Source organism: Desulfobulbus sp. (assembly GCF_030824455.1).
Lineage (GTDB): Bacteria > Desulfobacterota > Desulfobulbia > Desulfobulbales > Desulfobulbaceae > Desulfobulbus.
Window position 1 is genome coordinate 1 of the sequence record NZ_JAVBXR010000108.1, and the last position, 12,208, is coordinate 12,208.

The window sequence follows — 12,208 nt, forward strand, 5'->3', positions numbered from 1 at the left end:
TTGTGCTTTTCCCTCAGCCCGCCCATTGCAACGACTTTCGTGCAAAAATGGCGGTTTAAAGGTTCGGCGTTTCCTGATCGTCGACTGTAAACCTTTCATTGACACTATTTTCAAGAATAAGGCGGTCCGCATGGGACAGGTTGAAACTTCAGAATGGTTAAAAATGCTAAGACGTATGATCCGAGCGGCAGGCCGCCGGGTAGCCAACGCCGATGAACATGAACTGGCCGACTTGGTCAGCCTTCGCGATCAACTCGACCAATCAATCAAGCACGCCATTAAAGGGCAACGCTCCGCCGGTCGCTCCTGGGCGCACATTGGCCAAGCTCTCGGCCTGTCCCGCCAGGGTGCTTTTCAACGGTATGGCGACCTCGACAAAGAACAATGAAAACCAACATCTTCAAGACGCCGCGCCGTGGCTGGCTTGGCAACAAACCGCTCGGCGCTGACTACATGCCCTCCGTGAACGAACGCGCCCGCCGATTGAAAGCCGCCGTTCGCGAGCAGGACCAGCCCGCCGACAAACGGCAACCACGCTTGCCGGGATTTTGAAAGGATCGAAAAAATGAACTCCGAAATAATGACCCTGCAGGAAGTAAGTGAATATTTCCGAATTGATAAAAGGGTGTTGCGTCGGTATGGTCTCGAAAGGCTTGGAGGGGTACGCCTGGGGCCGCGTTCATGGAGATTTCCACGAAATGAGGTTATGAAGCATGGCGTACAAGAATTCGAACAAAAACAAGGACAAATTCCCGTGGATGGGTCAACGATTCATCGGGAAAAAGAAGGTAAGGAAGTGCTTCGAGACGAAGAAAGAGGCGCTGTTGTGGGAGTCGGAGCGGCTACCGTCACCTGCCGAGCAAAAGACCCTTACGGTCTCCTTGCTTGAATGGGCAACGGAATATTTGAAGCACGCCGAGCAGAATTTCACACGAAAGACCTTTGACGAGAAAAGGATAGCCTTCCGTCAGTTTTTTTCGTGCCTCGGTATCCGTCCCACAGGATCGGTTCATTTATTGACGGCCTACCAAGCCCAAAAGGCTTTGCAGACTCAAACAACAGCACGATCCGGGAACGCCGCTAACAAAGACAGAAAAAATCTTTCCGCTGCCTGGTCCTGGGGAGTCAAGTTTCTCCAGCTTCCAGAGTTGAATCCTTTTTCAAAGGTGGAAAAATTTGCTTCCGAACGGCACGAAAGACATATTCCGACGCTTGATGATTTTTGGAAAGTCTTCCACACCGTTGAGGACGACCAGGACAAGTTGATGCTCTACTGCTATTTGCAGACCGGAGCCCGCCGAGATGAGGTTTTTCGTCTCACTTGGCCTGATGTCGATTTTTTCAGAAAGAGAATTCGCCTGTCTTGGCGAAAGAACAAAATCGGTGAATGGCGCTCTCAATGGGTCAGCGTCAAAGACGATCTGATTGAATGGCTTTTGCGGCACCGGAAGAAATCGAACGCTTCGCTTGACAACGTATTCGTCAGCTATCGAAGCCTGCCCTATGAATACCGCCAGCACTGGTTGAAAATTTTATGCGAGAAAGCAGGGGTTGAACCGTTTGGTTTCCACGGCATTCGGCACCTTTTCGCGTCAATTCTTGCCGCAGAAAATGTGCCGCTCGTTGAGATTCAATTCATGCTTCGTCATACCAGCTTGGCGACGACTCAACGGTATATTCACAGGCTAAAAAAAGAAAACCGGGAAGTGCTCGCGGCGCTTCCCGGTTTAACTGATTCCGAAAAAAGTACATCAGAAGTACATCAACAACCTTTTCGGAGTGTGGTACATTCAGCTAACTAGCTGAAATATTTGGCGTCCCCAACCGGATTTGAACCGGTGTTGCCGGCGTGAAAGGCCGGTGTCCTGGACCTGGCTAGACGATGGGGACAAGTCCTGATTGCTGTAATGGTGGGTCGTGCGCGATTCGAACGCGCGACTCTCTGCTTAAAAGGCAGATACTCTACCGGCTGAGTTAACGACCCTTTGTTTCGAGAGCCCTTCTCTACCATCCCCGACGTTGATCGTCAAGAGAAAATGTTAGCGCAAAGCATGTTTTTTAACAGAATCAGCGCCACTCATATGCCGCTCCTCCCGGCGACGCATGCCAATTTCTCTAAATTCCTTGTGGTCTGCAAGCGGGTTTGCTAGTACAATCCTTCCAAGTTTGATCTGTACAGGACGGATTCTCGTCCGATGAACATCTGCCAGTGTGTATATTATGGGTTTGTTGACGGGTTCGGCGTCATTGACGCGTTTTTCGGTTATCGGCGATCTTCCCGATTCTTTTTGGGATTTTGCCGCTCAGCGGGTTGCGGCGACAAGTTTCAAGGACATTGACGACACCATGGACGAATACTCCATTGGTTGGGTCTCGGTGGCCGATATGTTTGACGCGGGGTTTGCCTACAGTTCCTACGCCGCCGGCGATTACATCACCCTGACCATGCGCATTGACGAGCGCAAGGTGACGCCTTCGGTGTTGAAGAAATATGTCATGAAAGAAGAGGAACGGGTCAAACGGGAAAAGCAGATTCCACGTTTGAACCGGGCGGCGCGCCTGGAAATCAAGGAACGCGTTCGCGCCGAACTGATCCGTAAATCTCCGCCTGTCCCTTCCACCTATGACCTCTGTTGGAATCTTGCCGACAACACCCTGCTCTTTTTTTCCACCAGTAAAAAAGCGATGGCGCTTCTCGAGGATCTGTTCAAAGAGACCTTCAACCTGTCGCTGATCCTGCAAATTCCCTGGTTGACCGGGTTGCGCATGGCCGAAGGCGAAGCGTTGGAGAAGTATGAGGACATGCGCCCCGCCATTCTGCTGTAATCACACGTGGCAACGCCACTCACGCTGAAAACGATGGAGGAGAGATGAACGGCTCTTTGCTTGCGGCTCTCGTTGTGGTCGCTCTGGTTGTGGTTGTCCTGGCGCTGAAAAACCGGGCTTCGCAAAAGAAAATCAAGGAGCGCGAAACCGACGCCCCCCCTGCAAGCCCAGTGCTGCCGTCGCAGGAACTCCAGCCGGAGGCGGTCGAAGAGCCGGTCGTCGTTGCAGAGGAAGCCGCGACTGCGGAGGCGAGCATTGCGGCCAGCGCCCTGGAAACCGAGCTTGCGCCGGAGGTTGAGGAAAAGGAAATTGCCGAAGAAGCGCCCCCGCAATTTGAACTGGAGTTGGAGCAGGAGCCTGAGACCCAACCGGAGATAATTGCCGCGGAGGAGTTGACATCGGCGGATCTCGAACTGGAACCAGCCCCCCTTGTTGGCGAGGAGCCTTTGGAGATTGTCGAACTGGAAACAGTTGACGTCGAAATCCTGGAGGCTGACACGCTTGAGGTTGCCGAAGAAAGTCTGGTTGCTGCGGAGGAAGCGGAACCAGCTTTTTTTGAGAAGGCAGAAGAGCAAGAGGCGGTGGAGTTCATCTCGGTCGCCGAGGAGGAGGAACCGCTCGCCATTGCGGAGCCAGAGCCGGAGGAGGCGGAAGACGCACCTCTTGCAAAGCATCCCCTGGAGCCGGAACAATCCGAATCGCTGGAGTCTCTGCTTGATGTTTCCGACCTCCTGGCCGAACCGACGCCGGCGGAAGCCGATTTACGCTTGGTCCGCTTGACCCTGGAAGACTATGCGACCCGGTTGAACCAACTGGAAGAGCAGCAGCGAGCCGCCTTGAGCCAGGCAGTTGCGCGGCGAGACGACAAATTGCGGGATCAGTTGCAACGTGAGTTGGTCATCATGAATGATCGACTGGCGCTGCTGGCCGACAGTTATGTGGAGGAAATGGCCTGTTATCAACAGGTGTCGGACGCGCTCACCCAAGTGCGGGCCAAAGTCGGCGGATCGGACATGGATGCGGCCCTTGAGCAGCTCCAACATGGCGAGCCCCAGACGGCTGAAAAATTGCTGGCCGGTTTGAGCGAGCAGGCGCACCCCTTTGCCGCTCAGGCCGCCTATTTGAGCGGCCAGTTAGCCGAATGCCGGGTCGATCTGCAACAGGCCATGGCGCTGTACCGGTCGGCGGTGGAGCGCGAGCCGGAAAATCCGCTCTATCTCCGGGCCGCTGGCCGAACCGCGCGCAGCCTTTATAACTATAAAGAATCGCTGCCGTGGCTGGAATCCTTCGTGCGCCTCTCCCGAGCCGCACAGACGCCCGAACCGCTGGCGCTGGCCTTGGCCCAACGGGAACTGGCGTACACCTATGTGTTGAGCGGCCAGTATCAGAAGGCCGGCCCCCTGTATAAGGAGTCCATGACCGTTCTTGCCCAGCGGCTGGGCCAGGACCATCCGGAGATGGCGACCAGTTGGCGACAGATCGGCGAATTGCAGGAGACCATGGGCGAATACGACAAGGCGGTTTCCCTCTACCAAAAGGCCCTGCACATCCTGGAGAAAAAACGGGGCGCGGATCATCCGGCGCTGGCCGGCATCCTCGACAAGCTGGCGGCCCTGTGCATGGAACTGGAGATGGAGAAACAGGCGGTGCCGCTCTACGAACGGCTGGTGCGCATCCGGGAAAAATCTCTGCGCCCGACCCATCCGCAACTGGCGCTCAGCCTCAACAATCTGGCGGAATCGTATCGCCTCCAGGGGCAGTACGCCGAGGCCGAGGCCTGCTACCAGAAATCGCTCGCCATCAACGAAGCCCTGCACGGCGCCGAACACCCCAGTGTTGCCGCCATCCTTCAGGAACTGGCCAAGCTGTGCCTCAGTCAGCGCAAGCCGGAGGAGGCCAAGCACTATCAGGAGCGGGCCACCGCCATTTTTCAACAGAGCGTCGAGGCCTCGGAAAGGAAATCCGGGGCGGAAGCCTTAACGCTGGAACTTTAATCCTTGCGGCCTCGCGGCCTGTAAGTGAACGGATTACTTCATGGATCTTGTCGATCTCATTCAGGAAAAAAAATTTCTCGGTCAGGAGTTCCTTGCCTGGCTGTGGTTTAAATCGGAAGAACGCGGCGGCTATGTCGCCGTGCCCGGACGGGGCGACGTCCTGGTGGTTTTTGAGAAGCACATGTTGTTGGAATACGGTGAGGGTGACGCCAGCGAAAAGGTAATCTGTCGCGGTCTGCAGACCGAACTGAAAGAAGCCCGCGCCGGCCTGGGTCTGGCCAAAAAGCCGGAACAGGCCCGTCTCCGTCTGGCCTACGGCGATTATGAATTCGGCGTGACCCTGGCGGCCGCGATCTTCGAGTTTCGTAACGTACGTCTGCCCAAAACCGTGGATTCCGCCGACGAGGGCAAAAACGCCGAAAGCATGGAGGGCCGCATCCTGGAGCGGATTGCCCTCTTTGAACAGTTGACCCAGCTGGTGGGCGATCTGTTCCGCATGTTCATCAACATCAGGGCCTCGCACCTCTGGAACGAGGAACTGGTCAAGATTCGCGCCTGGATCGAATCCGGCGCCCATCAGGGATAAATCTTTAACACTACGCTGCACTATGGAATTTGAAACCGTGATCGGGCTGGAAATCCATGCCCAGATGAAGACCAAGAGCAAGATTTTTTGCGGCTGTTCCACCGAATTCGGCGCGCCGCCTAACACCCACACCTGCCCGGTCTGCCTGGGCATGCCGGGTTCGCTGCCGGTGCTCAACCGCAAGGTGGTGGAATCGGCGATCAAGCTGGGGCTGTCCACCGACTCCACCCTCAACCGGGAAAATCGGTTTGCCCGCAAGAATTATTTTTATCCCGACCTGCCCAAGGGCTACCAGATCTCCCAGTTCGATCTGCCCATCTGCGAGTACGGCCGGATCGAGATCGAGGTGGAAGGCCAGCCGGCCAGGACCATCGGCATCACCCGCATCCATATGGAAGAGGACGCCGGCAAACTGGTGCACGACGACCGCGAGCCAGTAAGCTATGTCGATCTCAACCGCACCGGCACGCCGCTTTTGGAAATCGTCAGCGAGCCCGATCTGCGCTCCCCGGCCGAGGCGGCGGCCTATCTGAAAAAGCTGCACGCCATTGTCCGCTACCTCGACATTTGCGACGGCAACATGCAGGAAGGCAGTTTTCGCTGCGACGCCAACATCTCGCTGCGCCCGGTGGGCCAGCAGGAATTCGGCACCCGCACCGAACTCAAGAACATGAACTCATTTCGCAACGTCCAACTGGCCCTGGAATACGAGGTGCGGCGGCAGCGCGACCTGCTGCTCGAAGGCGGCAAGGTGGTGCAGCAAACGCTCCTCTGGGATGCGGACAGGGGCCGCACCGAGTCGATGCGCGGCAAGGAGGAGGCCCATGACTACCGCTATTTTCCGGACCCGGACCTGATCCCGGTGGTGCTGGACGAAGCGTGGATTGAGGCGGTCCGCAAGCAGTTGCCGGAGCTGCCGGACAAACGCCGGCTGCGCTTTGTCCGCGATTTCGAGCTGAGCGACTATGACGCCGAGATTCTCACCGCCTCCCGCGAGTTGGCCGACTATTTCGAGGAGGCCTACCGGGCCTTTGGCAACGCCAAGAAACTGGCCAACTTCATCGGCACCGAACTGCTGCGCGACTACGGACCGGAACGGATCGGCGCCTGCCCGGTGCAGCCGGCGCAGCTGGCCCGCCTGCTGATGATGATCGACGAGGGCAAGATTTCCGGCAAGATCGCCAAGACCGTGTTTGCCGAGATGCTGGCCACCGGCCACGATCCGGAGCAGATCGTCCAGGACAAGGGCTTGACCCAAATGAGCGACGAGGGCGCGCTGGTCGCCTTGGTGCGCGAGATCATCAGCGCCAACCCCGAACAACTGCAGCAGTACCGCGAGGGCAAGACCAAGGTGATCGGCTTTTTCGTCGGCCAGCTGATGCAGAAGACCAAGGGCCAGGCCAACCCGCAGCTGGCCAACCAGCTGTTCCAGCAGGAGTTGAACGCGTAACTCGGCTGTGGACAAGAGCGAGTGGCAAGCAAAGGGCGAGGGCCATCGCCAGCGGCTCCGCGACAAGTTCCTTGCGCAGGGCATCGAGGCCTTCACCGACAGCGAAATCATTGAACTGCTGTTGACCTTTGGCACGCCGCGCGCCGACTGCAAGGAAGCGGCGCGCGCCGCCCTGGCTCAGTTCAAAACCCTGCCCGCCGTGCTCGACGCGGCCCCGGTGCAGTTGCAACAGATCAAGGGCATTGGTCCCAAGAACACCTTTGCCCTGCACTTCATCCAGGGGGTGGCGCGCCGCTACCTCCGGCAGCGCATTGTGGGCAAGCAGTATGTGCATTCCTCCCGCGAGGTGGCCGATTATCTGATCCACGCCATGCGCGGCCTGCAGCATGAGGTGCTGACCGTGGTCTTTCTCGACGCCGCCCATGGAATCATCGATTCCGTTGTGGCGGCCGAAGGCACGGTGACCGTCAACACCGTCTATCCGCGCGAACTGGTCAAGGCCGCCCTGGCCCACAACGCCAGCGCCCTGGTCATCGCCCACAACCACCCCTCCGGCGCCCTCGCCCCGTCCCGTCAGGACGAAGAACTGACCCGTTCGCTGCACCTGATCTGCTCGTTCATGCACATCAACCTGCTCGACCACCTGATCATCGGGGCCTCCGATCAGGTCTACAGCTTTGCCGACCAGGGAATCATGGCCAAGATCCGCGACGACTGCCGCCGCATCCTTGAGCGCGCCGGCTGATGGACCTCGCCGCCCAGGCCGGGCTGTATGTGCACGTTCCTTTCTGCCAGAAAAAATGCGAGTACTGCAGCTTTTACTCCTTCACCCCAAAGTCTGAAGACATTCGCCGTTACCTTGAGGCCGTTCGCCGGCAGATGCGGCAAATGGCGGCCTTGCCCGAGGTGCAGGGGCTCCGCTTTGCCACCGTGTTTTTTGGCGGCGGCACCCCTTCCGTCCTGCCGCCGGAAGTCCTGGCCAGCCTGCTTGCCGACTGCCGCGCCCTGTATGCCTTTGCCGCAGGCCAAACCGAAATCACCATCGAAGTCAATCCCGGAACCATTGATCCAGCCGGCCTGCGCCAGCTGCGCCGGGCCGGATTCAACCGCCTCTCCATCGGCGTGCAATCCCTTGACGACCAGGAATTGCATCAGCTCGGGCGCATCCACACCGGCGTCGATGCCCTGGCCGCTATTGAGTCCGCCCGTCAGGCCGGCTTTGCCCATTGCAGCTTTGATCTGATGTACGGCCTGCCCGGCCAGACCGCCTCCTCCTGGGGGCGCACCCTGGATCGGGCCATGGATTGCGCGCCCCAACATCTCTCGATGTACGAGCTGACCGTGGAAGAGGGCTCCCCGTTTTTCCTCCATCAGCAGCAGGGACGCTGGACGCTGCCCCACGAGGACGAGGTGCTGGCAATGATGGCGATGATCGAAAACCGCATCAGCCGCAGCCCGCTGGCCCGCTACGAAATCTCCAATTACGCGGCGCCCGGCCGGGAATGCCGCCACAACCTCAATTATTGGCGCAACGGCCTCTATCTTGGCCTGGGTCCGGGGGCGGTCTCGGCCATTGGCGGCCGGCGCCTGGCCACTCTGGCCGATTTCGACCGCTACTGCCGACGGTTGACGGCTGGCGAGTCCGCTGATCAGGAGGTGGAGCAATTGGAGGCCGAGGCCGCTTTCCGCGAGACCGTGGTCATGGGGCTGCGGCTGCTCGCCGGCGTTTCAATCAGCGGACTGCGTCGGCGATTTGGCCTGGATCTGCCCGCCTACTACGGCCCGGTGCTCGACCGGCTGCTGACCCAGGACCTGGTCAGGTTAGAGGCCGACTGTCTCCGGCTTTCTCCGACCGGCCTGCCGCTGGCCAATCTGGTCATGTCCCAACTGGTGTGAGCGCGATCTTCCAGGTCTGAAATTCCCTGTGCAGCCAGGACCGCCCCTGCCGCTTTTTGAGCAAATTCACCCATGAATTGCGCCAATTACCCGGATTTCCAGCCTTGCCTTTGTCGGCTTCGCAGGGTAAAAGATACGGTTGAACATTGGTCCGGCGCGCAATTGCCGCGACCAATGCGAGAATCCCGCAGGCGCGGCGGTTCTGGTGTGGAAGAATGATGAAAGCCCCGAGGCGGGTGGAAGGTGGAAACCTCCGCGCCATGGGGCGGCACAGCTGGCGAAGTGGTTGTTTGTCTGTCGGATGGTCGGCCCCATTGGCGCGGCCGGTCCCTATACGTCGTCTTTTCATTCAAACAAGGAGCAGCATTATGGCAGGTTTTGTGTATCAGGATCCCTTCCCTCTCGGCAAAGATGAGACCAAATTCCGATTGCTGGAGGGTTCCGGCAAGTATGTTTCCGTGGCGACCTTTGATGGCCAGGAAGTCCTCAAGGTGGCCCCCGAAGGGTTGAAAGTGATGGCCAACCAGGCGATGCGCGAGGTTTCGTTCCTCCTCCGTCCGGCGCACAATCAGCAGGTGGCGAAAATCTTTGACGATCCCGCGTCTTCCGACAACGACAAGGAAGTGGCGCTGGCCATGCTGCGCAACGCCGAGGTCTCCGCCAACTTCGTGCTGCCGGTCTGTCAGGACACCGGAACCGCCTGCGTAGTCGCCAAAAAGGGCCAGAACGTCTGGACCGGCTGCGACGACGCCGAGCAGATCTCCGCCGGCGTTTACACCACCTACACCGAAGAAAACCTGCGCTATTCCCAGAATGCGGCGCTGACCATGTACGAGGAGGTCAACACCAAGACCAACCTCCCGGCCCAGATCGACATATACGCCACCCAGGGCAGCGAGTACAAGTTCCTCTTTCTGGCCAAGGGCGGCGGCAGCGCCAATAAAACCTACCTCTATCAGGAGACCAAGGCCCTGCTCAATCCCACCACCTTGAAAAAATTCCTGGTGGACAAGATGAAAACCCTGGGCACGGCCGCCTGTCCGCCGTACCACATCGCCTTTGTCATCGGCGGCACCTCTGCCGAGACCTGTCTCAAAACCGTTAAGCTGGCGTCCGCTAAATACCTCGACGCCCTGCCCACCAGCGGCAACGAGATGGGCCGTGCCTTCCGCGACGTCGAGCTGGAGAAGGAACTGCTTGAAGCGGCCGGCAACCTTGGCCTGGGCGCTCAGTTCGGCGGCAAGTATTTTGCCCACGACATCCGCGTGGTCCGCCTGAGCCGTCACGGCGCCTCCTGCCCGGTGGGCATGGGCGTTTCCTGCTCGGCCGACCGCAACATCAAGGCCAAAATCAACAAAGACGGCCTGTGGATCGAGCAGATGGACAGCGATCCCGGCAAGCTGATCCCGGCCAAGTACCGCGACCGCAGTTCCGCCCAGGTGGTCAAGATTGATCTCAATCAGCCGCTGGACAAAGTGCGGGCCGAATTGACCAAACACCCGGTTTCGACGCCGCTTTCCCTGACCGGCACCATCATCGTTGGCCGCGACATTGCCCACGCCAAATGGAAAGAGATCCTCGACGCCGGCAAGCCGCTGCCCGATTATCTCAAACAACACCCGGTATATTACGCTGGTCCGGCCAAGACTCCGCCCGGCAAGCCGTCTGGATCGTTCGGACCGACCACCGCCGGCCGCATGGATTCCTATGTCGACCTGTTCCAGAGCAACGGCGGTTCCATGGTGATGATCGCCAAGGGCAACCGTTCGCAGCAGGTCACCGACGCCTGCAAAAAGCACGGCGGCTTCTACCTGGGCTCCATCGGCGGTCCGGCCGCTCTGCTGGCCGAGGAGAACATCAAAAAGGTGGAATGTCTGGATTATCCCGAACTGGGCATGGAAGCGGTCTGGAAGATCGAAGTGGTTGACTTCCCGGCGTTCATCCTGGTGGACGACAAGGGCAACGACTTCTTCAAAGGATTGCTGTAATCCGATGCCGGTTGCCGGCCGTTTGAGGCGGCAACCGGCCAACCCATCGACAACAGGCGGGGAGGGGCGACTCTCCCTGCCTTTCGCGTTTTGCTTTCCATGGATGACCTGAAAACTTCCGAGGCCTGGCGGGTCTTCCGCATCCAGGCCGAATTAATCGACAGCATCGAATCGCTCAACGATCTGGGCCCTGCGGTGTCCATATTCGGCGGCGCCCGGTTCGGCGAGGGTTCGCCGTACTACGTTGCGGCCCGCGAGACCGCGACCCTGCTGTGCAAACAAAACCTGGCGGTGCTGACCGGCGGCGGCCCAGGGATCATGGAAGCCGCCAGCCGCGGCTGTTATGAAGCGGGCGGCGTCTCGGTGGGTTTGAACATTGTCCTGCCCCGGGAACAGCACCCCAACCCGTATCAAAGCATCAGCCTGACGTTCCGGTATTTTTTTATCCGCAAGCTGATGTTTGTCCGCCACGCCATGGCCTATGTCATTTTCCCCGGCGGCTTTGGCACCATGGATGAATTTTTCGAGAGCCTGACCCTGATTCAGACCACCAAGATCCGGCGCTTTCCCATTGTGCTCTTTGGCGCGAGCTACTGGCAAGGCCTGCTCGACTGGATGCGCGCTGAGATGTTGCCGCATGGCTGCATTGCCGACGGCGACCTGGATTTGTTCCACCTGGCGGAAACGCCCCAGGCGGTGGCCGACATCATCGGCTGCCACCAGGAGCAATGCCGCCAATTTCCCAACGAGCAACGACGGACCACGTCCTGAACAAGCGGCTTTGGCGACAGGCTTTTTTGGCTCACCTTTACCCCAGGAGGACCGCATGAATCCCCAGCTCAACTTTATTTTTTCACGGCGCAGCATTCGGAAATTCACCCAGCGCGAGATCCCCGAAATCCTGCTGACCGATCTGCTGGAGGCGGCCATGGCGGCCCCCTCGGCGGTGGCCAAAGACCCCTGGCATTTTATTGTCCTCCGCAACCGCGCCTCCCTGGATCAACTGGCGACCATCCTGCCCAACGGCAAGATGCTGAGCGGGGCGGCCGCTGCACTGGTGGTCTGCGGCGACCTCAACCAGGCCCACGACCAGGAGCTCTCGTTTCTGCTCCAGGATCTGAGCGCCGCTGTGGAAAACATTCTCCTGGCCGCCAACGCCTTGGGCCTCGGGGCCTGCTGGCTGGGCATCCATCCCCGCGAGGAGCGGATTGCCGCCGTTGCCCAGCAATTCAGCCTGCCGGAAAACATCCTGCCAATGGCCGGCATCGCCCTGGGCTGGCCGGCGCAGGAAAGCCCGGCCCGCACCCGATACAATCCAGACTGCGTGCATCTGGAAGGCTGGTAAAATTTCCCAAGGCGTCTCAGATTTCGTCTCGACAACTGCAAACGTCGCTCCCCGGGGCAATCGCGCCGCGCCGGTTGTCCCTGTTTGATCGTGCAATCCCCAAGAATAAAATAGCGGTCTCCT

Annotated in this window: 12 protein-coding genes and 2 tRNA genes; 12 read left to right on the forward strand and 2 right to left on the reverse strand. The window is 59.0% G+C overall.

Annotated elements, in window-relative coordinates; translation table 11 throughout:
* The 3 genes from RCH93_RS13270 to RCH93_RS13280 form a co-directional block, all read left to right on the forward strand.
* Window positions 1–388, forward strand: a 388-nt coding sequence (locus RCH93_RS13270) for a hypothetical protein (RefSeq protein WP_306548899.1), incomplete at its 5' end; no start/stop codon positions are given.
* Window positions 385–552, forward strand: a complete 168-nt coding sequence (locus tag RCH93_RS13275; protein ID WP_306548900.1) for a hypothetical protein — start codon at window positions 385–387, stop codon at window positions 550–552. The genes RCH93_RS13270 and RCH93_RS13275, both read left to right, overlap by 4 nt.
* A 161-nt stretch (window positions 553–713) precedes the next feature.
* A complete protein-coding gene (locus RCH93_RS13280; protein ID WP_306548901.1) occupies window positions 714–1,802 on the forward strand; it encodes an integrase in 1,089 nt (362 codons plus the stop codon).
* Between the two features lie 10 nt (window positions 1,803–1,812).
* Here the strand turns inward: RCH93_RS13280 and RCH93_RS13285 are convergent.
* Window positions 1,813–1,890 (reverse strand) — tRNA-Glu (locus RCH93_RS13285).
* Window positions 1,891–1,908: 18 nt separating this feature from the next.
* Window positions 1,909–1,984: transfer RNA gene (locus RCH93_RS13290), tRNA-Lys, on the reverse strand.
* Window positions 1,985–2,220: 236 nt separating this feature from the next.
* On the opposite strand from RCH93_RS13290, the gene rdgC reads away from it, so the two are divergent.
* The 9 genes from rdgC to RCH93_RS13335 all read left to right on the forward strand — a co-directional run bounded on the left by rdgC (window position 2,221) and on the right by RCH93_RS13335 (window position 12,085).
* Window positions 2,221–2,826 (forward strand): recombination-associated protein RdgC, encoded by a 606-nt coding sequence (rdgC, locus tag RCH93_RS13295; RefSeq protein WP_306548902.1) that lies wholly within the window; start codon window positions 2,221–2,223, stop codon window positions 2,824–2,826.
* 44 nt (window positions 2,827–2,870) lie between these two features.
* The gene (locus tag RCH93_RS13300) at window positions 2,871–4,820 is read left to right on the forward strand and encodes a tetratricopeptide repeat protein (protein WP_306548903.1); all 1,950 of its coding nucleotides are present in this window, start codon (window positions 2,871–2,873) and stop codon (window positions 4,818–4,820) included.
* A 40-nt stretch (window positions 4,821–4,860) separates the two neighbouring features.
* Window positions 4,861–5,406: a hypothetical protein gene (locus RCH93_RS13305; RefSeq protein ID WP_306548904.1), complete on the forward strand. Its 546-nt coding sequence runs from the start codon at window positions 4,861–4,863 to the stop codon at window positions 5,404–5,406.
* 22 nt (window positions 5,407–5,428) lie between these two features.
* Window positions 5,429–6,856 carry an Asp-tRNA(Asn)/Glu-tRNA(Gln) amidotransferase subunit GatB gene (gatB, locus tag RCH93_RS13310; protein ID WP_306548905.1) on the forward strand — a complete coding sequence of 476 codons (1,428 nt, stop codon included), beginning with the start codon at window positions 5,429–5,431 and terminating at the stop codon, window positions 6,854–6,856.
* A gap of 7 nt (window positions 6,857–6,863) precedes the next feature.
* Window positions 6,864–7,601, forward strand: a complete 738-nt coding sequence (gene radC / locus RCH93_RS13315) for a DNA repair protein RadC (protein ID WP_306548906.1) — start codon at window positions 6,864–6,866, stop codon at window positions 7,599–7,601.
* On the forward strand, window positions 7,601–8,752 hold the full coding sequence (hemW, locus tag RCH93_RS13320; RefSeq protein WP_306548907.1) for a radical SAM family heme chaperone HemW: 1,152 nt from the start codon (window positions 7,601–7,603) through the stop codon (window positions 8,750–8,752). Before radC ends, hemW begins: the two co-directional genes overlap by 1 nt.
* A gap of 368 nt (window positions 8,753–9,120) precedes the next feature.
* Entirely contained in the window at window positions 9,121–10,740 is a 1,620-nt protein-coding gene (locus tag RCH93_RS13325; protein WP_306548908.1) for a fumarate hydratase, read from the forward strand.
* Between the two features lie 99 nt (window positions 10,741–10,839).
* Window positions 10,840–11,511 (forward strand): TIGR00730 family Rossman fold protein, encoded by a 672-nt coding sequence (locus RCH93_RS13330; protein ID WP_306548909.1) that lies wholly within the window; start codon window positions 10,840–10,842, stop codon window positions 11,509–11,511.
* 55 nt (window positions 11,512–11,566) lie between these two features.
* Window positions 11,567–12,085 carry a nitroreductase family protein gene (locus tag RCH93_RS13335; RefSeq protein WP_306548910.1) on the forward strand — a complete coding sequence of 173 codons (519 nt, stop codon included), beginning with the start codon at window positions 11,567–11,569 and terminating at the stop codon, window positions 12,083–12,085.
* Window positions 12,086–12,208: the final 123 nt, after the last annotated feature.